Here is a 24,025-nt window from a genome sequence, read left to right as displayed (position 1 = left end):
AAACGTTGAAAATTCATATTGTGCAAAAAGGAGACTCCCTTTGGAAAATTTCAAAGAAGTACGGAGTCGACTTTCAAGAATTGAAAAAATTAAATTCACAGCTCAGTAATCCAGATTTGATCATGCCAGGAATGAAAATCAAAATTCCATCTAGTGGTGTTCCTGTGAAAACCGATCATCACAAAGCAAAAGAAATGCCAAAAGCAAAAGAACACCCGTATGTAAAAGAAAAGCCAAAGGATGTCGTGCAAGTTCAAGATACGAAGCCGAAGGAAAAGCCGAATGAACCGGTACCTTATGTGCCACCAGTACCAAAGATTGAACAGCCAGTTTTTCCACAAGTTGATGTAAACTATTATCAGACGAATCTCTACCAGCCATTCACGCCTCCTCCCAAAAAAGAACATCATGAGAAAAAAGATCACGTTCATGAAAAGAAAGATCATGTTCATGAGAAAAAGGATCATAAAGATCACAAGGACCATTTTCATCATGAAAATAAGGATCATTTCAAAGATGAAGTGGCAAAGGGATATGATCCATTCATTCATATCCCACATCAAAAAGAGGAGGGAAAAGATATGGAACATAGTAATTACCCAAACCTTCCTAATTTCCCGCAAATGCCGAATGTTGGAGGGGCAGCAGTAGGGGGTATGGCTGAAAATAAAGAGCATCACCACCATCATCAAGAGTCATATGATCCTTATTATGGTTATGGTCATTACATGCCAGCAATGTATCCATATCCGCAGCAAATGGTACCCGCTTCTCCTATTTTACCGGGATCAGGCCTTTGTTATCCGGTACAGCCGTATTATCACCATCACATGATGCCGTACCCTTACCCGGCGGCTCAGCCGTATTATCCTGCGTATCAAGCACCGGCTTATTACGGTGAACATCATGAGCATCATGCAAACGATGGGCATCACTGGCACCACCATATGCATCCAAATGCAAATGCCAATGCCAATGCCAATCAAGGCTTTTATCCAAACGCTCCAAATGAAGCATATGGCAAGGAAGACTGCGGATGCGATGATGGGATGAAGCATCATCAACCATGGCCTGGGCATTATCCAAACCCTGTTCCATATGGTCAAATGGGTGCTTATCCAGCACAGCCTTATATGCAGCAGCCTTATCAAAACCCATCTGTCTTTGCAAGACCAGAAGAAGACGAAGAAGATTAATGACACAAGGGACGATCTCAATCGTTCCTTTTTTTGTTTATAACTGACAGCTTGTTTTTGTCCTCAACTGTACATGCTAAAACAGAGCCTGTTTTGCGCTCATGAGATTCAATTTGTACAGGGGGTTTTTCGTTTGAGACAAAAATGGCAAAAAACAATCGCCTTAGTGCTTCTACCTATTGGATTAACGGCATGTGGTACAAATAACAATGCGGGTGTAGATACACGTCATAATCAATCAGGTCAGCCAGTTGGATACCACTCCAATCAACAGGCAACAGACAACAATCAAGATCATCAAGGACCGGTTTCTGAGCTTATGGAGGGAATGAACGGAAGAAATACAACGAATGTTGATTATCGTTCACGCCCTACACAGGATCAAGTGAGAATGCCGCTTACTGGTGGAGATGGACGCTACAGTCATGGAGATATGAACTATCATAACCAAATGTCGTTCTCTGGCTACGATAAACAAGAGAATATCCAGCGTTCAAGAAAAATCGCCAACCGAGTGAACAAAATGAACCATGTTACAGACTCACAAGTTATGGTGACGGATGAAAATGTGTATATTGCTCTTAAAACAGATGGGCGCTTGACATCAGAGGGTGTATCACAAGTAGAAGAAGCAGCGACTCGTTATGCAGATGGTAGAGCTGTCCAAGTCATTAAAGACGAAGGCGCATTTACACGCTTCAGAGATATGAGAAAAACGCAATTTGAAACAGGTCAGACAGGCATGACCCGATAAGCTGGAATAAAAAAGGCTAAAGTTCATGACGAACTTTAGCCTTTCTTTAAAAATAAACTTTGATCCCGATATAAAATTCATAAAAGAAATAACAGCCAAATCCAAGTAATAAAATACCGGCAATAATGGATGTCCACTTAATCATGGTTCGGTTCATCACTTTTCTTGTTAGGGAAACAATCGTGAGAAGACCGATGTCATGAAGAAGAATCCCTGCCAAAATACCCGCAGCAGCCAATATAAATTCAGATGAATTTGTATTTTTATAAGCATCTGCCAGTACAGCACCAAACACAGATACCCAGAACACAAGGTTTCCAGGGGATACCGCGACGAGCAGCCCATTTCGGTATGTTTTAGCGAATGATTTATTCACTTTTTCTCCTGCTAAATGGATGTCTTGATCCGCATTTTTAATTGAATCGTAGGCAAGAATCATTAAAAAGATGGCACCGATCAGCCAGAGCGGAATTTGGATAAAGGGCAAAGATAAAAATTGAGCAAATCCAGCATATAAAGCCAAGATGAGCAATATATCAATGGTCATACCACCAGCGCCTACAGTTAATCCATGAAAGAATCCGTTTTTTAATCCCTGCTTTGTCATTTCAACCGTGATCGCTCCAACAGGTAGAGCAATTGAGAATCCAACGACGATAAATGTAAGAAATGTTTGCAATCGACTAGAACTTCCTTTGAATCATGTTTGTATAAAAATTCTCCGTTTAGATTAATTATACATAATAGGAGAAAAGGATCAATGATTATTTCTGATTTAATCGAAATGAGAGAGATAGATCGTGTATAGAAAGATGTATATCGTGAAGATCATGTATTCATTGTAGGGGAAAGGAACTATTTTCCTGAAACTTCTTTTTTTCATTTCTCAGCTATGCTACACTGTTGTGGAAATCAATATAAGTGACTAGGGGTGCCCGGAAATGCGGGCTGAGAGAGAAGACAAGCTTCTTAACCCTTTGGACCTGATCTGGCTCGTACCAGCGTGGGGAAGTTGAAGATGATACATGTGCCATATGAATGGCATACATGTTTTTTTCTGACGACGAAACCAGGTTCTTTACATAGAATCTGGTTTTTTGCTGGTGCTGATTCCATCCTGACCGGTCACACGAAAAGAAGGAGAGAACAGCAAATGAATGAAAAGACAAATGTTCCATCATCGCAATCTTTATTATCAAATTTTGAAGGCAGTCGAAAGGTATATGAACAAGGTTCAAGACCTGACATTTTGGTGCCAAAAAGAGAAATCGTGCTCACAAATACAGTGACACAAGCAGGTGATATCCAAAATGAACCGATTCGTGTGTACGATACAAGTGGACCGTATACAGATGAGGAGGCTCATATTGATGTCACAAAGGGATTAAAGCGCCTGAGATCAAAATGGATTAAAGAAAGAGAAGATACTGAAAGCTATGAAGGGCGTCAAGTAAAGCCAGAAGATAATGGATATCGCTTGAATGGGAAAGAATCCTTTCAAGCTGCCCATACAGATTTTCATCATGTGCCGCTCCGCGGGAAACAAGGTGCTTGTGTGACACAAATGCATTATGCAAAAAAGGGGATCATTACGCCTGAAATGGAGTTTATCGCTTTGAGAGAACAGCTAAGTCCTGAGTTTGTTAGAGAGGAAGTGGCTAGTGGAAGAGCGGTCATTCCAGCGAATATCAACCATCCTGAAAGTGAGCCGATGATCATCGGGAAGAATTTTCACGTGAAAATTAATGCGAATATTGGCAATTCAGCTGTGACGTCGTCCATTGAAGAAGAGGTGGAGAAGATGACATGGGCAATTAGATGGGGGGCAGATACGATGATGGACCTGTCTACAGGAAAGGATATTCATACAACGAGAGAATGGATTATCCGCAATTGCCCAGTCCCAGTAGGAACTGTCCCGATTTATCAGGCACTTGAAAAAGTGAATGGAATCGCAGAAAATTTGACGTGGGAAGTATACCGAGACACATTAATTGAACAGGCAGAGCAAGGGGTTGACTACTTCACCATTCATGCGGGCGTCCTGTTAAGGTATATTCCGCTCACAGTCGACCGGGTCACAGGAATTGTTTCAAGAGGCGGAGCCATTATGGCAAGATGGTGTCTCGCTCATCATCAAGAGAACTTTCTGTATACCCATTTTGAAGAAATTTGTGAAATCATGAAAACGTATGACATTGCCTTTTCGCTTGGGGACGGGCTCAGACCGGGATCCATTGCGGACGCAAATGACGAAGCGCAGTTTGCAGAGCTGGAAACGTTAGGGGAATTGACAGAGATCGCTTGGAAACATGATGTACAGGTCATGATTGAAGGACCTGGTCATGTTCCAATGGATAAAATCAAAGAGAATGTCGATAAGCAGATGGAGATATGCAAAGAGGCACCTTTTTATACGTTAGGTCCTCTAACAACAGATATTGCACCGGGATATGATCATATTACATCCGCGATCGGTGCGGCGATGATCGGCTGGTACGGAACCGCCATGCTGTGCTATGTGACACCAAAAGAGCATTTAGGTCTGCCGAACAAAGAAGATGTAAGAGAAGGCGTCATCGCCTATAAAATTGCCGCACATGCAGCTGATGTAGCAAAAGGACATCCTGCTGCTCAAAAGCGTGATGATGCCTTATCGAAAGCGAGATTTGAATTCAGATGGCGGGATCAATTTCACCTGTCACTTGACCCAGAACGAGCGCTGGCATTCCATGATGAAACATTGCCTGCTGAAGGTGCTAAAACCGCTCATTTCTGTTCCATGTGTGGACCAAAGTTTTGCAGTATGAAAATTTCCCATGACATCCGCAACCAATCAGAAGAAGTGAAAAGAGAGATGGAGAAGAAGGCAAAAGAGTTTATCAATCAAGGCAGCCAAATCTATCAATCCTAAAAAAAACCTCGCACTCCTCTAGTGCGGGGTTTTATAAAACGGCTGAAATGGCTTTTCTTACGAGGTGCAAAAATGCTCTTACTGCAATCGCCATCGTTTCAACACTTGGGATGAGGGCATCTGTTAAATGAAACAGGACTGTTTGTCTCTCTGGAGATGTTCGTTTTTTCTTTTGTTTCATAAAGGTAGCCTCCTTTTCATTCAATATACTTCTTTTGAAGAGTACATAGATAGATATGTTGTGCGAATTTAAACAAAATTTAAACTTCTTGTGTTTAGAAGGAAAGAAGCAGGGGAAACGGATTGAATAGAGAATGAATGAAAAGAGCTGACCGATTCGGTTAGTGAACAAGACAGAGTGGAAGGTGATCTTATGATGAAAGTATTTAAGGTAACATTTCATATGAACAATGGGGAAGTGCTCGATTTCGAGCTGAAACGTCCAGCTACCTATGATGTGTATAAAAAAATTGAGGAAGCCAATCATTGGTTTAAGCTGAATAATGAAATCATTAACCTATTAAATGTGAATAGTATCCATGTAGAAACAGAATAAAACAGAAAGCCGCTCAAAGAGAGCGGCTTTCAGCGTGTAGACAAACCCTCGCATTCTTTGTCAGTCCTGCGTGCCGGTGCTCACGAATGTCAAATTCGCTCCGCGCCGGTACTCGTCCTTCCTAGAATTCAAAGGTTTTCGATCACGCTGAAAAGAAGACAAAGGGCTAAAATAAAGTTCATTTTAGCCCTTTGTCAACAATCTGAAAGCCGCTCTTTTCGAGCGGCTTTCATTATGCAGTAAAATCATTTCGGTTGTTCAGCTGACCTCGAGACAGCCAGTTTTTCTTATACAAATAGGCAATCACTTCAAGCCACAGACGCGGCGCTTTTTTAGGGAAAAAAGGTTTTTGATAATAGGCGTATGCAGCTTTTAAATCATCCCATTGATGACATGTTTTCGTTTGCGTGAAGCGGGCGACGTCAATGACCCTGACGCGGCCATCCTTTGTTAAAATTAAATTTCGCAGATGAATATCAGAAGGATTTAAACCTTTCGCGCGTGCTTCTTCCAATGCATTATCTACTTGTTCAATCATTTGTTTTTTGATCGGAATTCCTTTTGTCAGGCATTCATAGAAAGTATAACCTTTAATATATTCCATTAAAATATACTGATCCCCAGACTCATAAATCTCAGGATAATAGGAGGAGCCGGAAAGTTTTTCATAAATTGTAGCCTCTTTGCGGGCGATGTTTCGATAAGAAGGAAAAAAGACTTTTAACGCCATTTTCTTGCCGTCTTTTTTGTATGAAAATACATAGGCACTTCTTCCTTTGCCGCACAGCTCAAGCTCAGCCGGTTTAAAGACGAGCTTATTAAAACGCTTTTCTTCTTGATACTGAATCGATTCGGCTAATCTTTTGACATCTGACATTGACTTCACCTTCTTTGGTTTCAGTTTATGCGGCTGAAAAACGAATGATGAAAAAACCATGTAATTCGGTAGAGCAATGGATTGTATAAAACATAACATTTACGCACGAAGGATACAACGAAAGACTCTCAATATGTGTCAAGACATCGATTTGGTTAATGTGTAGCAAAATGGGTCAAACTACATATGTCATGCATCGATCTTATGTTCTAAAGAGGTGTAAATAGTGAAAGTGAAAATAAAGTATTTCGTTACAGGACTTATCATGACAAGTGTACTCTTTTTCGCTGTTGATATGGAAGCAGCAGAACACTTGCAAAAAGAGTCAAAAACCATCAACGTTCAGCTTGAAAAGGTCTATCTAGACGGCGATGTAAGTATTGAAAGACAGCGGGCATCATTAGAAGACAAAGACACATTTTGGGCCCAGTATAAGGGCTGGACATTGGTAGAACAGCGAGAGGATTTTGCCCTTTTTAGAAAGCAAATTGACGATATATCGCCTTTGAGTAAAGCAAATGGATATATCGGATTATCAGAAGACGGCGTGATTTCTACGTTTCATGGAAGGCCTGACGGGTGGGCGGAGCCTATTCATCTCTTTTTTCAAATTGATACGTCCCGCTTGGAAAGTCATGTAGAGCAGCAGCTTGCACAAGGCATTCCGTTTCGAACAAAAGATGAATTTGAGCATGTGCTTGAAGTCATGAAACCTTACCGAAATGAACAATCGTTTTAATCGTATGACAGCTTGCTGGTGTGAAGACCGCAAGCTCTTTTTCATGGGTTGACTATGAAAAAAGGCTGAGCGAACGTATGTTAACTTTTATTACGGTTTTCTCTTCGATTTATGTTACAATGGAGAACAGTCAAAGAGGTGAAAACGGTGATAGAGTTTGTAAAAGGGACCATTGATTATGTGTGCCCGCAATATGTTGTCATTGAAAACGGCGGAGTGGGATATCAAGTCTATACCCCAAATCCGTTTATCTATCGAGTAACAAAACAAGAAACGATTTATACGTATCATTACATAAAGGAAGACGCTTTTTCGTTATATGGATTCCAAACACGAGAAGAAAAAGCGTTGTTCACAAAACTGTTAAATGTCACAGGCATTGGACCGAAGGGTGCGCTTGCGATTCTTGCTTCCGGTGACCCTGGCGCTGTCATTTCAGCGATCGAACGAGAGGATGAAGCTTTCCTCATTAAATTCCCGGGTGTTGGCAAAAAAACAGCACGTCAGATCATTCTAGATCTGAAAGGGAAGCTCGCAGATGTGGTGCCTGAAATGATAGGAAACTTATTTAACCACGAGGATCATATTCAGGTTGAAACACAGCAAAGCGCTTTAGATGAAGCGGTTGAAGCCTTAAGTGTCCTTGGGTATGGTGATCGTGAAATCAAAAAGGTTCTTCCTTTATTAAAAGAAGAGAAGAATCTGACAACCGATCAATATGTGAAAAAAGCTTTACAAAAAATGTTGAAATAGGGTGATGTCTCATGGATGAACGGCTCGTCTCAACTGAAGCAGACAACCATGAATCAGCCATTGAGCAAAGTCTGCGTCCACAGACGCTTAGTCAATATATTGGCCAGCAGAAAGTAAAGGATAATCTCAGCGTATTTATTGAAGCTGCCCGAATGAGGCAGGAAACGCTGGATCACGTCCTTTTATATGGACCGCCGGGACTTGGGAAAACAACGCTTGCGTCGATCATTGCCAATGAAATGAATGTTCAGCTGCGTACAACGTCTGGACCGGCGATTGAACGCCCTGGCGATTTGGCGGCGATCTTAACATCTCTTGAACCTGGCGATGTTCTGTTTATTGATGAAATTCATCGCTTGCAGCGTTCAATAGAGGAAGTGCTATATCCAGCGATGGAGGACTTTTGTCTAGATATCGTGATTGGAAAAGGAGATACAGCACGTTCTGTGCGGCTTGATTTACCGCCATTTACGCTTGTAGGTGCTACAACCCGTGTTGGGCTTTTAACAGCGCCGCTTCGTGATAGGTTTGGAGTTCATGCAAGATTGGAATACTATGAGCAAAGAGATTTGGCTCACATTGTAGCAAGAACAGCCGAGCTGTTTGAGATTGGGATCGACATTCGTTCAGCTGAAGAGATTGCAAGAAGATCTAGAGGCACACCGAGGGTCGCCAATCGTTTGCTCAGAAGAGTAAGAGATTTTGCGCAGGTGCTTGGAAATCATGCGATCACACAAGACATTGCAGAAGATGCTCTTGAGCGTCTGCAAGTTGACAGACTCGGACTTGATCATATCGATCATAAGCTGCTTTTAAGTATGATTGAAAAATTTAGAGGCGGTCCTGTTGGACTTGATACGATCTCAGCGACAATTGGAGAAGAATCACATACGATTGAAGATGTGTACGAACCGTATTTACTGCAAATTGGTTTTCTGCAAAGAACACCAAGAGGGCGGGTCGTCACAAGAGAAGCGTATGAACATTTTCATATGGAGGTTCCGATTCGTGACTGAATTCCCTAAAATGTTGATGATTTTAGGTGGTGTCCTTTTTGCCGCAGGTTTAGTGTTTCAATTGGTTGGGAAACTTCCAGGCGATATTTTCGTGAAAAAAGGGAACGTAACGTTCTTTTTTCCTGTGATTACATGCATTGTCATTAGCATCGTCCTAACCATTTTACTCAATGTCTTCGGACGGATGAAATAACGTTAACTAGTTAACTACAGAATAGGTGAAGGAAATGAAGTTAGAACTATTTGATTTTGATTTACCAGAAAGATTGATTGCACAAGTGCCGCTTGAAAAACGAGATGCATCAAGACTGATGGTCTTACATAAACAAACAGGTGACATCACACATGATACATTCTCGCAAATCACAGATTACTTTCAAAAGGGTGATTGTCTCGTTTTAAACAATACACGTGTATTGCCTGCACGTCTGTTTGGAACGAAAGAGGATACGGGTGCTAAAGTGGAGCTGCTTCTTTTGAAACAAGAAGAAGGAGACAAATGGGAAACACTCGTGAAACCAGCAAAACGTGTGAAAAACGGAACAGTCATTACATTTGGTGATGGACGATTAAAAGCGGTATGTACAGAAGAACTGGAACATGGCGGAAGAAAAGTTGAGTTTCAGTATACAGGCATTTTTTATGAAGTACTTGAATCTTTAGGTGAAATGCCGCTGCCTCCGTACATTAAAGAGCAGCTTGACGATCGTGAGCGTTATCAAACCGTTTATTCCAAAGAGGTTGGTTCGGCTGCTGCGCCTACTGCCGGTCTTCACTTTACAAATGAACTGCTGGATGCACTGAAAGCAAAAGGAGTGCATATTGCGTTTATTACGCTCCATGTAGGGCTTGGCACATTTCGACCGGTCAGTGCTGAACGCATTGAAGAACATGAAATGCACGCAGAGTTTTACGAAATGAATGAAGAAACGGCAGAAGAGCTTAATCGCGTGCGCAAGGAAGGCGGGCGGATTATTTCAGTCGGAACAACTTCGACAAGAACGCTTGAAACCATTGCAAGTGCTTATGATGGTGAATTCAAAGCGTCAAGCGGCTGGACGTCGATTTTTATTTATCCAGGCTATACATTTAAGGCAATTGATGGCATGATCACGAATTTCCACTTGCCAAAATCGTCTTTAATTATGCTTGTCAGTGCATTAGCTGGACGAGAACACGTCCTAAAAGCGTACAATGAGGCTGTAAAAGAGGAATACCGATTTTTCAGTTTTGGCGATGCCATGCTGATTCAATAACATCATACAACAAAGACAGGAGGGCTCATTTTTGTCGCAATTACCGATACGTTATGAGTTCATTAAATCATGCAAACAAACAGGTGCACGTCTTGGACGCGTTCATACACCGCACGGCTCCTTTGAAACACCTGTATTTATGCCAGTTGGTACACTGGCTACAGTGAAAACAATGGCGCCTGAAGAGTTAAAAGCGATGGAAGCAGGCATCATTTTAAGCAATACGTATCATCTATGGCTGCGCCCGGGGCATGACATTGTCAAAGAAGCAGGCGGTCTGCACAAATTTATGAACTGGGATCGAGCGATTCTCACTGATTCAGGCGGATTCCAGGTGTTTTCTTTAAGTGAATTTAGAAAAATTGAAGAGGAAGGCGTTCACTTCCGTAATCACTTAAATGGAGATAAGTTGTTCCTTTCTCCTGAAAAAGCGATGGAGATTCAAAATGCGCTCGGCTCAGATATTATGATGGCATTTGACGAATGTCCTCCGTACCCAGCAGAGTACGATTATATGAAACGTTCTGTAGAGCGGACAAGCAGATGGGCAGAGCGCTGCTTAACAGCGCACCAGCGTCCAGAGGATCAAGGACTGTTTGGCATTGTACAGGGCGGAGAGTACGAAGAGCTTCGTAAACAAAGTGCAAAAGATCTTGTTTCACTTGATTTCCCAGGCTATGCCATTGGAGGTTTATCTGTTGGTGAACCAAAAGACGTGATGAACCGAGTGCTGGAGTTTACAACGCCATTTTTACCGGATGACAAGCCGAGGTACTTAATGGGTGTCGGCTCACCAGATTCATTAATTGACGGCGCGATTCGCGGTGTCGATATGTTTGACTGTGTACTGCCAACGCGAATTGCAAGAAATGGTACGCTCATGACAAGTGAAGGACGCCTTGTTGTGAAAAATGCTAAATATGAGCGTGATTTCAGACCAATCGATGAAAACTGTGACTGCTACACATGTAAAAATTACACACGCGCTTATATTAGACATTTGATCCGTACAAATGAGACGTTCGGAATTCGATTAACAACTTATCATAATCTTCATTTTCTGTTAAAATTAATGGAGCAAGTGAGAGAAGCTATCCGTGAGGATCGTTTAGGTGATTTTAGAGAAGAGTTTTTTGAGCGTTATGGCTTTAACAAGCCGAATGCGAAAAACTTTTAACGCATAAACGAAAAGCTTTACAATGCTTTAGAAAGGGGTGAGATAGAATGGATGGTGGTATGGGTTCAATCATTATGATTGTTGTCATGTTTGCTGTGCTTTACTTCTTGTTAATCCGTCCACAGCAAAAGCAACAAAAAGCTGTGCGTCAGATGCAGCAATCTTTATCAAAAGGCGATAAAATCGTCACAATCGGTGGTTTACACGGTGAAATCGACTACATTGATGAATCAAAAGTGGTCATCAAAACAAGCGAAAACAACCGTTTAACTTTCGACCGACGTGCTATTAGAGAATTAGCTGACAAAGGTTAATCCTCCAATACATAGCGATAAAAAAAGAGCGATATCATTCGCTCTTTTTTTATTTGCCCCGAAGATTAACGCCAATCATTCCCCCTAGCATACAAATTCCCAAAAAGGCTGCATGATAGATGAATTGTTCTGGTGAAAAGGTTTCTCCAAACCCTAAATATTGAAATAAAAAAACAGTGAGTGAAAAGATAAAAGAGGTCATGGCGCCAATGAGCCAGCCCCGTTCCTTTGCTTTCCCTCCAGAAATCATTCCTCCTAGAAAAAGTGCCGCAAAGGACAAGATCATGATCATCCATTTAAACGATGATTCCTGCATACTTGTGAAGGTAAGCATCAGTGATACAAGTAAGCTTGTGACAATCATCACGACAAAAATAGCAATTAAGCCAGATAAAATGCCTTTTCCTATTTGTTTCGTTTCCTGCATGTGATTCGTCTCCTCTCCAATTGACCGAAGCTTGTCTTTTACTAAAATGTATTCACGGAGAAGAAAAAATAGACATGTTTCTCGTGATAAAAACCCAGGCTTTCTTTTCTACATAAATAAAGTGTTTTGACACAAGCTATGGTGGAGAAGGAGGGTTTACATCATATGCAGGACATCTTAATTATCTCCATGAGAACGATCATTTTATATTTTCTCATTTGGTTTATCTTTCGTTTAATGGGCAAAAGGGAGATTGGGGAACTGAGTATTTTAGATCTTGTTATTTTTATGATGATCGCTGAAATTGCGGTGCTCGCCATAGAAGAAGTAGAGGATCACATGTTACATACAGTATGGCCGATCCTGCTGTTAACCTTCATTCAAATCACCCTTGCCTATTTGTCATTAAAATTCCAAGGTGTCCGTCGTTTTCTCGACGGTAAGCCGGCCCTGCTCATCATCAACGGAAAAATAGACGAGGGTGCGATGAGAAAACAGCGATACAATTTTGATGATTTGCTGATTCAATTAAGAGAAAATAACATCGATAGTATCCAGGATGTCTCATATGCCATCTTAGAGCCTTCAGGAAAGCTCGCCGTTGTTGAAAAAGAAAACAAGCGCAAACATGCAGCGCTTGAGCTCCCGCTTATTGCAGACGGTGTGGTTCAACATGATCATCTCAAGCAGATCAACCATGATGAACAGTGGCTGATAAAGGAGCTTGCCAAAAGAGGCTATCATGATATCGAGCAAATCTCTTACTGCAGCTTTAATCAGAAGAATTTTTATATTGATTTGAAAGATGAAATTATAAAGAAAAGATGAGCTACAGCAGCTTCCCAATAAACGGGATGCGGCGCAGCTCTTCTCGTTTCACTAGCCCAAGACAGATTAATAGAATGACATACAGCACGCACGTCAAAAAGATCATCATGACAAGCTCTAAAGGTGCGGAAAAGAGTCCGCTCGCTTGATGTTTCATCCATAAGCTGACTGCCCCAGTGCCGATGATTACAAGGACGCAAAGTCCATATTCTTTTAATGGTAAATGAATAGGCAGCACTTTACCGACAGTTGCCGCATGGAGCAACGTGACAAGGACGATGCCGATGAGTATCGCAAGCGCTGCGCCCATAATGCCAAAGCTTGGCTGTGAAGCAAGAACAAAGATCATGCCCGTTTTCACAACAGCTCCTATCAAACTGTTGGTCATCGCTGCCCCCGCTAAATTTAATGCTTGAAGGACAGCCTGCAGCGGCCCTTGAAAGTAATAGAGCAAAAAGAAGGGCGCCATGAATTTTACATAGACAGCGGCATGAGATGAACCATACATGAAGAGGGTTAAATTTTCTGCATACACGAAAAGGATAATACATGAAATGCCCCCGCTTAATAAACAAAGGCGCATCGCCTGCTTGAGCCGGTATTCGACCGTTTTGCGTTTGTTCTGTTCCATCCCCTCACTAATCGCTGGAACTAGTGCGGTGGAGAGAGAATACGTGATAAAACTAGGAAGTGTCAAAAGGGTGAGCGCAAGTCCCGTCAATTCTCCATACTGCCTTGTTGCTTCCACAGCTGCATAACCGGCAATCGCAAGGCTTTGCGCGACTACAATCGGTTCTAAAAACCAAGAGATATTGCCGATGAAACGGCTGCCTGTCGTTGGCAGGGCAATACTCATGAGCTGCTTAAACGTATCCTTCCCATCATGAATTGCCTTGAAAAAACGTTTTCGGATACGGATGGTCTTTTTATAACGAAAGGCAATCAGTAAGTAAGCAAGTGAAATCATTTCGCCGATGACAGATGAAATCATGGCGCCTGCTGCTGCGTATTCAATTCCATAAGGCAGGAACGCTGTTGTACATACTGCCACGAGTGAAATTCTTGCGACCTGTTCTAGTACTTGCGACATCGCAAGCGGGCTCATTTGCTGTCTTCCTTGGAAATAGCCCCTTAACACACTAGAGATCGCAATAACGGGTACGACGGGTGTAATGGCAAGCAGAGGATAGACCGTTCTAGGATCTGTCAGCATATTTTCCGCCATAATAGGGGCAAACCATAAAAAGAGCGGCGTGAAAATCAGGCTGAGTGTTCCTGTTATCGCAAGGGACATCACTAGAATGCGTTTTGTTTTCTGTTTGTCACCACGGGCTTCTGCTTCTGCGACTAGCTTACTAATAGCAACAGGAAGTCCGAATTGTGTCAGCGTCACGGCGAGAAAAAAGGTAGGCGCTGCCATCATATAAAGCCCTACGCCTTCTTCACCAATGAACCTTGCAATCACAATTCGATTGACAAAACCCAATATTCTTGTAATAAAACCTGCTAAAATTAAAATAATCGTCCCTTTTAAAAACGTTTGCTTCGTCAAATCACAGATCACCTGCCTTCTCAAACGACATAGAATCATATACAATAAGATATGCGTGTATATCGTCCAAGCATGACAAGTCTCTCGATAAAAAACTGAAAAGGGGGAGCCTCACAATGACACAACATCCGGCTGCTATATACAAAGACCATCTAAAGCCTTTTCTGTTCAGTAAGCTTGAAGAATTCATCGTTTTGGGCTATAAAGATGTAGATTTAGAGGAATTATGGTCATACTTAGAGAATAAGAAGTGGAAGAAAAAACAAGAGTATCCGATTCATGAAATGGTTGCAGATATTTTATCTGTGAAAATTGGCGAATTTATGAACTATGCAACCGTTCAGTCGTTCAAAACGTCTGCTTTTTTGGACAGTGAAGATGGCAAGAATATGCTGGACGAACTGTTGAAATAAGCCATCTAAATGGATTCAGGTGTTTAAGGAGGAAATACATAATGAAAAAAGGGCGCATACTTGCGTTTTTCTTAGTGGTTCTGTTAATCGGAACTGGTGTGGGCTTATTAACGAAGCCCGTTGCGAAAGATATGACGCTAGGGCTGGACTTACAGGGTGGATTTGAGGTTCTGTATGATGTACACCCAGTGAAAAAAGAAGACAAGATCACAAATGGTGTTCTCGTCAGTACAGTAGAGGCTTTAAACCGAAGAGCCAACGTGCTTGGGGTCAGTGAGCCGAACATTTCGATTGAAGGAAACAACCGTATCCGCGTACAGCTTGCGGGTGTAAAAGATCAAAACAGAGCACGGGAGATTCTATCGACTGAAGCACAGCTTTCCTTCAGAGATACGAATGACAAAGAACTCCTAAACGGATCTGATCTTGTTGAAAATGGTGCAAAACAAACATTCAATCAAACGAATGAGCCGATCGTGACGGTCAAACTAAAGGATGCGAAAAAGTTTGGTGACGTGACAAAAAAAGTAGCGGCGATGGCACCAAACAATCAGCTTGTCATTTGGCTTGATTATCATAAGGGAGATTCTTTCAAAAAAGAAGTCTCTAAATCAAATCATAAGTATGTATCTGCGCCGAATGTAAACCAAGAAATTAACAGCAGTGACGTACAAATCGAAGGAAACTTTACGGTTCAAGAGGCAAAAGACCTTGCGAGCATTTTAAATGCCGGCGCTTTGCCAGTAAAATTAACCGAAAAATATTCAACATCTGTGAGTGCACAGTTTGGTGAGCAAGCACTAAACGAAACAGTCTTCGCAGGAATTGTAGGAATAGCATTTATCTTCTTATTCATGCTGTTTTATTACCGATTACCAGGTCTTGTTGCTGTCATTACACTGTCAGCTTATATCTATATCACATTGCAAGTCTTTGACTGGATGGGCGCCGTCATGACACTGCCTGGAATCGCTGCATTGATTCTTGGTGTAGGGATGGCTGTCGATGCCAACATTATTACGTATGAGCGGATTAAAGAAGAGCTCAAGCTCGGTAAATCTGTCCGTTCTGCTTTCAGATCGGGTAACCGCAGATCGTTTGCCACGATCTTTGATGCAAACTTAACAAGTATTATTGCCGGCGGGGTTCTATTCTTCTTTGGAACAAGCTCTGTCAAAGGGTTTGCAACCATGCTTATCCTATCGATTTTGACAAGCTTTATCACGGCTGTCTTCCTATCAAGATTCCTTCTTGGCTTACTTGTAGAAAGCCGTTATCTCGATCGCAGAAAAGGCTGGTTTGGTGTTCGTCAGAAAGACATCATTGATATTCATGAAACAACTGAAAATACTGAACCGAAAACACCATTTGATAAATGGGATTTCGTCAGCAAACGTAAAGGCTTTATGATTTTCTCAGCAGCCATTACCATTGCTGGAATCATTGTGCTGTCGATCTTCAAGCTCAATGCAGGTATTGACTTTGCAAGTGGTACTAGAGTTGATATTCAAAGTGACCATAAACTGTCAACAGAACAGGTGGAGCAAGACTTTAAAAAGCTAGACCTTGAGACAGACAGTGTTGTGTTATCGGGGCAAAAAGAAAATCAAGCAGCAGCTCGATTTGTCGGTGTTCCGAATAAAGAAAAAATTGCTGAAGTGAAAGATTATTTCAAAGATAAATACGGAACGGAGCCTAACGTAAGTACAGTGTCTCCGACGGTCGGAAAAGAGCTTGCGCGTAACGCATTATACGCTGTCATCATTGCTTCGATCGGGATTATCTTATATGTATCTATCCGATTTGAGTATAAAATGGCGATTGCAGCGATTGTCTCTCTGCTATACGACGCATTCTTTATCGTTGCCTTCTTTAGCATTACGCGTTTAGAGGTGGATGTCACCTTCATTGCAGCGATACTCACAGTCATTGGGTACTCAATCAATGACACGATTGTCACCTTCGACAGGGTGCGTGAGCAAATGAAGAAGCGCAAACCGAAAACGATCGAAGATTTATCGTACATTGTGAATTTAAGTTTACAGCAAACCTTTACGCGTTCTGTGAACACCGTGCTTACCGTACTTGTAGTGGTGATTGCACTTCTCATTTTCGGTTCAGCATCTATTACAAACTTCTCCATTGCCTTACTTGTCGGCCTATTAACAGGGGTGTATTCATCCCTTTACATTGCGGCACAAATTTGGCTGATTTGGAAAGGTCGTGAGCTGAAAAAGCCGGCGAAAATCGACACAGAACAAGATATTTAAACAAGAAAGACTGCCAGCTTGGCAGTCTTTTTTTCATGCATCATACTTGTCATCGTCACAACAATAAGATGATATGTAAAAACATTTCGGGTTTCATTGATCTTGAAATGGTCTTTTGCTATAATGACATACGTTTAGATCAGTATAGAAAGCAAGTGTCTGTTTGGGGCATTTCGCTTTTATTCATTGGAGGGGCTGTTATGAAGGTTCGGGAAACTGAACTGCCAGGTATCGGTCACAAAGCCGAAATGATCACAAGAAATAATGAGAAGCTTGCCATTATCACACATGATGACGGCAGAAGAGAGATGTATCATTTTCAAGAAGATGATCACGAAGAATGTATTTCTGGTATCTTGCTTAGCGATGAAGAAGCAAGACAAATCTCGGCTATTTTAGGCGGCATGGTCTATAAACCAAAAGCGCTTGAGACAGTGGAGGTGGCCATTGATGAACTCATCATTGAATGGTTTAAGATTGAAAAGAACGCACCGGCTGTTAACCAGACGATCGGAGACCTGAGTGTTCGCCAAAACTATCAAGTAACAGTCATTGCCATTGTGAGAAAATCACATGAGAAAATTTTAAATCCAGGACCAGATACGGTGATTGAAGAAGGAGACACCCTTGTCATCTCTGGAGAAAGAAAAGAATTAAAGAGCCTTATTAAAGAAAAACTCAGCAGCTAAGCGCCCATGCTGATAGAAAACCTTCCGCCATGTTCTTTCGGTGTTTAAAAAGGACAAGAAAGAGGGAAGAATAAAAGAAAAAGCTTGGGGGATTTGTAGATGAATAAACAACAATGGACCATCATACTCGCATTTATTTTCGTATTAATTGTCTCAGTATTTGCTGTTATTAACGTGCGGCCTGTACAGGTAGACTACTTATTTGGAACGGCTGAATGGCCGCTGATCCTTGTCATTATCGGTTCTGTTCTGATGGGCGGACTCATTGTGGCTTTTGCGGGGATTTTCCAAATTGTGAAACTGAAACGTGAATTAAAAGCATTAAAAGCTGAACGTGCGGCCACTGTGACTGCCCCTACTGCTTCTCCAAAAAAGGTAGACAAGGACGTTCAAAAGAAAACGAATGTCACACCTTTAAAAGAACAGCCAGCGTCTTTTGACCGGAAGGAAAAATAATCTTCCAGTACAATTTCATAAAATAAAAATTGAAACCCCTCAGTCCACTCTAGTATAATAGTGTGGTTGAGGGGTGAATTTATGTTATTATCCAAAATGCGTTGGGAATATGAACATCCTAGCGAAGAAAAAGTGAAATCACTCTCTGAAAATCTGAATATTTCAGCGCTGACTGCATCACTTCTTGTACAAAGAGGACTCGAAGAAGTAGAAGAAGCGAGGTCTTTTTTATTTGATCAAAAAGCCGAATTTCATGATCCATTCTTATTAAAAGGAATGAAAGAAGCAGTAGAGCGCATCAACAAAGCGATCGAAGAGCAGGAATCGATTGTGATCTTCGGAGATTATGATGCAGATGGTGTGACAAGTACTTCTGTACTTTTACATACACTTAAAGAACGATCTGCGAAGGTAGACTTTTATATTCCAGATCGATTTAAAGAAGGATATGGGCCAAACGAACAGGCTTTCCGATATATCAAAGAGCAAGGAGCATCGCTTGTCATCACCGTGGATACAGGGATCGCTGCTGTAAATGAAGCACGTATTGCAAAAGAAATAGGATTAGACCTGATCATCACAGATCACCATGAACCAAGCGAGGAACTGCCTGAGGCACTTGCGATTGTACATCCTAAGCAGCCTGGGTGTGAGTATCCGTTTAAAGAGCTGGCGGGTGTCGGTGTGGCGTTTAAAGTGGCACATGCACTCCTCGGTAAACTCCCAGTAGAATTATTAGATCTTGCTGCAATCGGTACAATTGCGGATCTTGTCCCGCTGCATGATGAAAATAGATGGCTTGCAAAAAAAGGCCTAATGCAGCTTCGTCAATCTAGACGGCCTGGGTTAAAAGCGTTATTAAAAGAAGCAGGCGCCACTCTTGAAGAAGCAAATGAGGAAACGGTCGGCTTTCAAATTGCGCCAAGGCTGAATGCTGTTGGACGAATTGAGCAGGCAGATCCGGCTGTTCATCTTCTCATGACTGAGGATATGGATGAAGCAGAAGAACTCGCTCGTTTTGTACAAGAATTGAACAAAGAACGGCAGAAAATTGTGAGTACGATCACGGAAGAAGCCATTCAAATGGTCGAAGAGACAGGCGCTGACCAGTCTGCTATCGTCGTAGCAAAAGCTGGCTGGAATCCAGGCGTTGTCGGCATTGTTGCCTCAAAATTGACGGATACATTTTCTCGTCCGGCGATTGTGCTTGGAATAGATGAAGAAACGCAGATGGCGAAAGGGTCAGCACGAAGTATTCCTGGCTTTGATTTGTTTTTTCATTTGAGCAAGTGCCGTGACATCCTGCCGCATTTCGGTGGACACCCGATGGCAGCAGGAATGACACTTCAAGCGGATGATGTTCCTTTACTTAGGGAAAGATTGAATCAATATGCAAATGAAACGTTGACAGAAGAAGATTTTATTCCAATTCAACGGGTCGATGCAGTATGTAAAGTGGACGAAATGACGGTGCAAGCCATTGAAGAAGTGGGACTGCTGTCCCCGTTTGGCATGCAGAATCCTAAGCCGTTCATTATGATTGAAGACGCCCAGCTTGAAGACATCCGAACGATCGGGGCCAATCAAAATCACATTAAAATGTCACTAAAAGACGAAGACAAGCTGCTCGACTGTGTCGGTTTTCACCAAGGCAAGCTAAAAGAAGAACTTGTCCCAGGGAGTCAAATTTCTGTCGTTGGTGAGGTCTCGATTAATGAATGGAATAACCGAAAGAAACCTCAGCTCATGCTAAAAGACGCTAGAGTCGATGAATGGCAGCTGTTTGATTTACGCGGGAAAAAAGATTGGGAAAAGAAAGTATCAACACTTGATCCAGCAAAAACGATGGTCTTCTGTTTTGACGAAGAAACAAAAAAGCAATCGGAGCTGGTGGATATTCCGATTCACCTTATTGATGCAGAAAATGTATCCACGTTTGATGTGCAGGAAAAGTATGTGATCTTTGCCGATGTTCCTGCCGATGAACACTTGCTCAAGCTGCTTTTAGAAAATCAACAACCAGCAAGAATTTATACGGTGTTTCAGCGGAAAGAAGATCACTTTATGTCCTCATTCCCGAGCCGTGATCAATTCAAATGGTTTTATGGGTTCTTGTTCAAACGGGGAAGTTTTCCTATTAAAGAACAAGGCATGGAGCTTGCCAAACATAGAGGTTGGACAAAAGATACAATCATTTTTATGACAAAGGTGTTTTTTGAACTCGGTTTTGTTAAAATAGAGAATGGTGTGCTGTCAATAGTGCGTGATGCCCCTAAAAAAGATTTAACCGCATCATCGTCTTATACAGCAAAACAACGATTGATGGAACTCGATCAAACACTAACATATTCCTCAGCCAAAGAGCTGAAGGAATGGCTGAATAGCATGATGAGCGAAGTCTCACCTGTGCTTTGACGTACGAGGAGGAAAAGGAAAAGATGGATTTAAAACAATATGTGACAGTTGTACCTGACTACCCAAAGGAAGGTGTACAATTTAAAGATATTACAACGTTAATGGATAAAGGCGAAGTGTACCGTTATGCAACGGATCAAATCGTTGAATACGCGAAGGAAAGAGACATTGATCTCATTGTTGGACCTGAAGCGCGTGGATTCATTATTGGCTGCCCTGTAGCATACGCACTTGGTGTAGGTTTTGCCCCAGTTCGTAAAGAAGGAAAGCTTCCTCGTGAAGTCATCAAAGTCGATTACGGTTTGGAATACGGTAAAGATGTATTAACGATTCATAAAGATGCAATTCGTCCTGGTCAGCGTGTACTGATCACAGATGATTTGCTTGCGACAGGTGGAACGATTGAAGCATCCATCAAGCTGGTTGAGGAATTAGGCGGCGTTGTGGCAGGGATTGCATTTTTAATTGAGCTGACGTATCTTGATGGCAGAAAGAAGCTTGACGGTTACGACATCTTGACGTTAATGCAATACTAATGGAGTTTTACGCAAAAAGCACTCAGTAAGAAGGGTGCTTTTTTCCTATCAAAAATCTTTTAGCGGACTTCTTCTCTTTACATCTATCGAATTTTTCTTGATAATAAACTACAATACAGTTTTCATTTAAAAAGGTGATTCCATGGCGAACGAACAAGTTTTAACGGCGCAGCAGGTCATTGATAAGGCAAGAGAATACCTGTCCGCTGAACATATTCAATTTATAGAGCGTGCATACGAATATGCTGAAAATGCTCACAAGGAGCAATACCGGAAATCCGGTGAGCCCTATATTATCCATCCTATTCAAGTGGCGGGAATTCTTGTTGATCTTGAAATGGACCCTTCGACCATTGCTGGCGGCTTCTTGCATGATGTTGTCGAAGACACGGATGTGACATTAGAAGATTTAAAAGAGCATTTTAACGAAGAAGTGGCCATGCTTGTTGATGGTGTGACAAAGCTCGGAAAGATTAAATATAAATCACAAGAAGAACAACAGGCTGAAAACCATCGTAAAATGTTTGTTGCAATGGCGCAGGATATTCGCGTCATCTTAATTAAGCTGGCAGACCGTCTTCACAATATGAGAACACTCAAACATCTTCCGCAGGAAAAGCAGCGAAGAATTTCAAATGAAACCCTTGAGATCTTTGCACCGCTTGCGCACAGATTAGGGATTTCAAAGATTAAGTGGGAGCTTGAAGATACAGCCCTCCGTTATTTAAATCCGCAGCAATACTACCGGATTGTGAATCTCATGAAGCGCAAACGAGCGGAACGAGAGGAATACTTGGACGAGGTTGTCAATGAAGTAAAAGACCGCGTGTCTGAGGTGAACATTAAGGCTGAATTCTCCGGCAGACCGAAACATATTTATAGTATTTATCGAAAAATGGTCATGCAAAATAAGCAATTTAATGAAATATATGATTTGCTGGCTGTACGTATTTTGGTTGACAGCATTAAAGACTGCTATGCGGTACTTGGTATTATTCATACATGCTGGAAGCCGATGCCAGGCAGATTTAAGGATTATATTGCGATGCCAAAGCCGAACATGTATCAGTCTCTTCATACAACGGTGATTGGTCCAAAAGGGGACCCGCTTGAAGTTCAGATTCGTACAGTGGAAATGCACGAAATTGCGGAATACGGAATTGCGGCTCACTGGGCGTATAAAGAAGGCAAAGAGTCAGCAGAATCGACGGAAGAAGCCGTTTTCCAGAAGAAGCTGTCTTGGTTTAGAGAAATCCTTGAATTCCAAAATGAATCCACAGATGCGGAAGAATTTATGGAATCGTTAAAAATCGATCTCTTCTCTGATATGGTGTTTGTATTTACACCAAAAGGTGACGTCATTGAGCTACCGTCTGGTTCCGTACCAATTGATTTCTCATACCGGATTCATTCGGAAATTGGGAATAAAACAATCGGAGCTAAGGTCAACGGTAAAATGGTCACACTTGATCATAAGCTAAAAACAGGTGACATTATTGAAATTCTGACATCTAAGCATAGCTATGGACCAAGCCAGGATTGGGTCAAACTTGCCCAAACCTCCCAAGCGAAGCACAAGATCAGACAGTTTTTCAAGAAACAGCGCCGTGAAGAAAATGTCGAAAAAGGCCGAGAACTTGTGGAGAAAGAAATCAAAAACCTTGAGTTCGATGTCAAAGACATTTTGACCGCTGAAAATCTGCAAAAAGTGGCCGATAAATTTAATTTCTCAAATGAAGAGGACATGTATGCAGCCGTTGGTTATAACGGAATTACGGCACTCCAAGTGGCGAATCGTTTAACGGAAAAAGAAAGAAAACAAAGAGATCAGGAAGAACAAGAGAAAACCGTTCAAGAAGTGTCTGTAGAGTCAAAACCATATCACGGGAAAAAACGGGAAGCTGGCGTGCGAGTGAAAGGCATTGATAACTTGCTTGTCCGTTTATCTAAGTGTTGTAATCCTGTTCCTGGTGATAGCATTGTTGGCTTTATTACAAAAGGCCGTGGCGTATCTGTTCACCGTGATGACTGTCCGAACGTGAAGACAGGAGAAGCGCAGGAACGGTTAATCCCGGTTGAGTGGGAGCATGAACAGCCTGCTCGAAACCGTAAAGAATACAATGTGGAAATTGAAATATTAGGATATGACAGACGCGGCTTACTTAATGAGGTGCTTCAAGCAGTCAACGAAACCAAAACGAACATCTCGTCCGTTTCTGGTAAGTCTGATCGTAACAAAGTGGCGACGATCCATATGGCGATCTTTATCCAAAATATTAACCATTTGCACAAAGTGGTCGAACGCATCAAACAAATTAAAGACATTTACTCAGTTCGCCGATTTATGAATTAGAAAGGAAGTATATCGTCTATGAGGCTTGTTGTTCAGCGTGTGACGAGTGCATCTGTGAAAGTAGAAGAAGAGATCACAGGTGCCATCAATGAAGGCTATATGGTGCTCGTTGGGGTTACACATGAAGACACAGAAGAAGATGTGCATTACTTAGCTGAAAAGCTCGCACACTTGCGTATTTTTGAAGATGAAAACGGGAAAATGAATCATTCTTTGTTAGATGTAAAAGGAAGTGTACTGTCTGTGTCTCAATTTACCCTTTATGGTGATACGAGAAAAGGCAGACGGCCGAACTTTATGAAAGCTGCCAAACCGGATATGGCGAATTCACTTTACGAATGCTTCAATGAAACGCTTAGAGAAAAAGGCATCCATGTTGAAACTGGACGTTTTGGGGCGATGATGGACGTCTCATTGACCAATTCGGGGCCTGTCACCATGTTGATGGACAGCAAAGAATAGAAAGACATTAGACTGTAGATAAACTCTTGCTGAGAGTTTGTTTAGAGTCTTTTTCTTTTGCGATCAAACAAA

Annotated in this window: 25 protein-coding genes and 1 riboswitch; of the genes, 20 read left to right on the top strand and 5 right to left on the bottom strand. The window is 41.8% G+C overall.

What is annotated here, in order from left to right; all coding sequences use genetic code 11:
* The first annotated feature begins 5 nt into the window (after nucleotides 1–5).
* The gene (gene safA / locus NSQ70_RS12380) at nucleotides 6–1,196 is read left to right on the top strand and encodes a SafA/ExsA family spore coat assembly protein (protein ID WP_178897000.1); all 1,191 of its coding nucleotides are present in this window, start codon (nucleotides 6–8) and stop codon (nucleotides 1,194–1,196) included.
* Between the two features lie 133 nt (nucleotides 1,197–1,329).
* Nucleotides 1,330–1,950: a YhcN/YlaJ family sporulation lipoprotein gene (locus NSQ70_RS12375; protein ID WP_017367717.1), complete on the top strand. Its 621-nt coding sequence runs from the start codon at nucleotides 1,330–1,332 to the stop codon at nucleotides 1,948–1,950.
* Nucleotides 1,951–1,996: 46 nt separating this feature from the next.
* Here NSQ70_RS12375 and NSQ70_RS12370 read toward each other — a convergent pair whose 3' ends face one another.
* Nucleotides 1,997–2,629: a LysE family transporter gene (locus tag NSQ70_RS12370; protein WP_024718389.1), complete on the bottom strand. Its 633-nt coding sequence runs from the start codon at nucleotides 2,627–2,629 to the stop codon at nucleotides 1,997–1,999.
* 238 nt (nucleotides 2,630–2,867) lie between these two features.
* A riboswitch (TPP riboswitch) is annotated at nucleotides 2,868–2,977 on the top strand.
* A 126-nt stretch (nucleotides 2,978–3,103) separates the two neighbouring features.
* Between NSQ70_RS12370 and thiC the strand changes: the two genes are divergently transcribed.
* The gene (thiC, locus tag NSQ70_RS12365; protein WP_138278791.1) at nucleotides 3,104–4,864 is read left to right on the top strand and encodes a phosphomethylpyrimidine synthase ThiC; all 1,761 of its coding nucleotides are present in this window, start codon (nucleotides 3,104–3,106) and stop codon (nucleotides 4,862–4,864) included.
* A gap of 31 nt (nucleotides 4,865–4,895) precedes the next feature.
* Here the strand turns inward: thiC and NSQ70_RS12360 are convergent, their stop codons facing one another.
* Nucleotides 4,896–5,045 carry a hypothetical protein gene (locus NSQ70_RS12360; RefSeq protein WP_017367715.1) on the bottom strand — a complete coding sequence of 50 codons (150 nt, stop codon included), beginning with the start codon at nucleotides 5,043–5,045 and terminating at the stop codon, nucleotides 4,896–4,898.
* A 192-nt stretch (nucleotides 5,046–5,237) separates the two neighbouring features.
* On the opposite strand from NSQ70_RS12360, the gene NSQ70_RS12355 reads away from it, so the two are divergent.
* Nucleotides 5,238–5,420, top strand: coding sequence for a hypothetical protein (locus NSQ70_RS12355; protein ID WP_008342761.1), 183 nt, complete (start codon nucleotides 5,238–5,240; stop codon nucleotides 5,418–5,420).
* Between the two features lie 232 nt (nucleotides 5,421–5,652).
* Here NSQ70_RS12355 and NSQ70_RS12350 read toward each other — a convergent pair whose 3' ends face one another.
* On the bottom strand, nucleotides 5,653–6,297 hold the full coding sequence (locus NSQ70_RS12350) for a protein kinase family protein (RefSeq protein ID WP_342502185.1): 645 nt from the start codon (nucleotides 6,295–6,297) through the stop codon (nucleotides 5,653–5,655).
* A gap of 226 nt (nucleotides 6,298–6,523) precedes the next feature.
* Between NSQ70_RS12350 and NSQ70_RS12345 the strand changes: the two genes are divergently transcribed.
* The 7 genes from NSQ70_RS12345 to yajC all read left to right on the top strand — a co-directional run bounded on the left by NSQ70_RS12345 (nucleotide 6,524) and on the right by yajC (nucleotide 11,552).
* Nucleotides 6,524–7,036, top strand: coding sequence for an intercompartmental signaling factor BofC (locus tag NSQ70_RS12345; protein WP_008342756.1), 513 nt, complete (start codon nucleotides 6,524–6,526; stop codon nucleotides 7,034–7,036).
* 147 nt (nucleotides 7,037–7,183) lie between these two features.
* Nucleotides 7,184–7,789 (top strand): Holliday junction branch migration protein RuvA, encoded by a 606-nt coding sequence (gene ruvA, locus NSQ70_RS12340; RefSeq protein ID WP_047947106.1) that lies wholly within the window; start codon nucleotides 7,184–7,186, stop codon nucleotides 7,787–7,789.
* Between the two features lie 11 nt (nucleotides 7,790–7,800).
* The gene (ruvB, locus tag NSQ70_RS12335) at nucleotides 7,801–8,805 is read left to right on the top strand and encodes a Holliday junction branch migration DNA helicase RuvB (protein ID WP_007501501.1); all 1,005 of its coding nucleotides are present in this window, start codon (nucleotides 7,801–7,803) and stop codon (nucleotides 8,803–8,805) included.
* A complete protein-coding gene (locus tag NSQ70_RS12330; protein WP_008342752.1) occupies nucleotides 8,798–8,998 on the top strand; it encodes a DUF2905 domain-containing protein in 201 nt (66 codons plus the stop codon). The genes ruvB and NSQ70_RS12330 overlap by 8 nt, the downstream gene beginning before the upstream one ends.
* 34 nt (nucleotides 8,999–9,032) lie before the next feature.
* Nucleotides 9,033–10,061, top strand: a complete 1,029-nt coding sequence (gene queA, locus NSQ70_RS12325; protein ID WP_039167059.1) for a tRNA preQ1(34) S-adenosylmethionine ribosyltransferase-isomerase QueA — start codon at nucleotides 9,033–9,035, stop codon at nucleotides 10,059–10,061.
* A 31-nt stretch (nucleotides 10,062–10,092) separates the two neighbouring features.
* Nucleotides 10,093–11,238 carry a tRNA guanosine(34) transglycosylase Tgt gene (gene tgt / locus NSQ70_RS12320; RefSeq protein ID WP_008342748.1) on the top strand — a complete coding sequence of 382 codons (1,146 nt, stop codon included), beginning with the start codon at nucleotides 10,093–10,095 and terminating at the stop codon, nucleotides 11,236–11,238.
* A 47-nt stretch (nucleotides 11,239–11,285) separates the two neighbouring features.
* On the top strand, nucleotides 11,286–11,552 hold the full coding sequence (yajC, locus tag NSQ70_RS12315; RefSeq protein WP_003216659.1) for a preprotein translocase subunit YajC: 267 nt from the start codon (nucleotides 11,286–11,288) through the stop codon (nucleotides 11,550–11,552).
* A gap of 49 nt (nucleotides 11,553–11,601) precedes the next feature.
* On the opposite strand, the gene NSQ70_RS12310 is transcribed toward yajC, so the two are convergent.
* The gene (locus NSQ70_RS12310) at nucleotides 11,602–11,979 is read right to left on the bottom strand and encodes a TIGR04086 family membrane protein (protein ID WP_007501492.1); all 378 of its coding nucleotides are present in this window, start codon (nucleotides 11,977–11,979) and stop codon (nucleotides 11,602–11,604) included.
* A 165-nt stretch (nucleotides 11,980–12,144) separates the two neighbouring features.
* Here NSQ70_RS12310 and NSQ70_RS12305 point away from each other — a divergent pair, with 165 nt between their 5' ends.
* The gene (locus tag NSQ70_RS12305) at nucleotides 12,145–12,807 is read left to right on the top strand and encodes a DUF421 domain-containing protein (RefSeq protein ID WP_024718383.1); all 663 of its coding nucleotides are present in this window, start codon (nucleotides 12,145–12,147) and stop codon (nucleotides 12,805–12,807) included.
* Nucleotide 12,808: 1 nt separating this feature from the next.
* On the opposite strand, the gene spoVB is transcribed toward NSQ70_RS12305, so the two are convergent.
* On the bottom strand, nucleotides 12,809–14,359 hold the full coding sequence (gene spoVB / locus NSQ70_RS12300) for a stage V sporulation protein B (RefSeq protein ID WP_019743030.1): 1,551 nt from the start codon (nucleotides 14,357–14,359) through the stop codon (nucleotides 12,809–12,811).
* A gap of 116 nt (nucleotides 14,360–14,475) precedes the next feature.
* On the opposite strand from spoVB, the gene NSQ70_RS12295 reads away from it, so the two are divergent.
* The 8 genes from NSQ70_RS12295 to dtd all read left to right on the top strand — a co-directional run bounded on the left by NSQ70_RS12295 (nucleotide 14,476) and on the right by dtd (nucleotide 23,953).
* Nucleotides 14,476–14,772: a post-transcriptional regulator gene (locus NSQ70_RS12295; RefSeq protein ID WP_003216788.1), complete on the top strand. Its 297-nt coding sequence runs from the start codon at nucleotides 14,476–14,478 to the stop codon at nucleotides 14,770–14,772.
* 41 nt (nucleotides 14,773–14,813) lie between these two features.
* On the top strand, nucleotides 14,814–17,042 hold the full coding sequence (secDF, locus tag NSQ70_RS12290) for a protein translocase subunit SecDF (RefSeq protein ID WP_081114279.1): 2,229 nt from the start codon (nucleotides 14,814–14,816) through the stop codon (nucleotides 17,040–17,042).
* A gap of 200 nt (nucleotides 17,043–17,242) precedes the next feature.
* Nucleotides 17,243–17,731, top strand: coding sequence for a cation:proton antiporter regulatory subunit (locus tag NSQ70_RS12285; RefSeq protein WP_008342734.1), 489 nt, complete (start codon nucleotides 17,243–17,245; stop codon nucleotides 17,729–17,731).
* Nucleotides 17,732–17,830: 99 nt separating this feature from the next.
* Complete coding sequence (locus NSQ70_RS12280) at nucleotides 17,831–18,187, top strand: lipopolysaccharide assembly protein LapA domain-containing protein (RefSeq protein ID WP_025207709.1); 357 nt, start codon at nucleotides 17,831–17,833, stop codon at nucleotides 18,185–18,187.
* Between the two features lie 81 nt (nucleotides 18,188–18,268).
* Nucleotides 18,269–20,602 (top strand): single-stranded-DNA-specific exonuclease RecJ, encoded by a 2,334-nt coding sequence (recJ, locus tag NSQ70_RS12275; RefSeq protein WP_039167070.1) that lies wholly within the window; start codon nucleotides 18,269–18,271, stop codon nucleotides 20,600–20,602.
* Between the two features lie 23 nt (nucleotides 20,603–20,625).
* Complete coding sequence (locus NSQ70_RS12270) at nucleotides 20,626–21,138, top strand: adenine phosphoribosyltransferase (protein WP_008342729.1); 513 nt, start codon at nucleotides 20,626–20,628, stop codon at nucleotides 21,136–21,138.
* A gap of 142 nt (nucleotides 21,139–21,280) precedes the next feature.
* A complete protein-coding gene (locus NSQ70_RS12265) occupies nucleotides 21,281–23,491 on the top strand; it encodes a bifunctional (p)ppGpp synthetase/guanosine-3',5'-bis(diphosphate) 3'-pyrophosphohydrolase (RefSeq protein WP_008342726.1) in 2,211 nt (736 codons plus the stop codon).
* Between the two features lie 18 nt (nucleotides 23,492–23,509).
* Nucleotides 23,510–23,953: a D-aminoacyl-tRNA deacylase gene (dtd, locus tag NSQ70_RS12260; protein WP_017358114.1), complete on the top strand. Its 444-nt coding sequence runs from the start codon at nucleotides 23,510–23,512 to the stop codon at nucleotides 23,951–23,953.
* The last annotated feature ends 72 nt before the right edge of the window (nucleotides 23,954–24,025 follow it).

This window comes from Bacillus sp. FSL R5-0397 (assembly GCF_038593395.1).
Classification (GTDB): domain Bacteria; phylum Bacillota; class Bacilli; order Bacillales; family Bacillaceae; genus Bacillus; species Bacillus altitudinis.
Note: the sequence above shows the minus strand (reverse complement) of the source record. Positions and strands in the feature narration are given on the sequence as shown.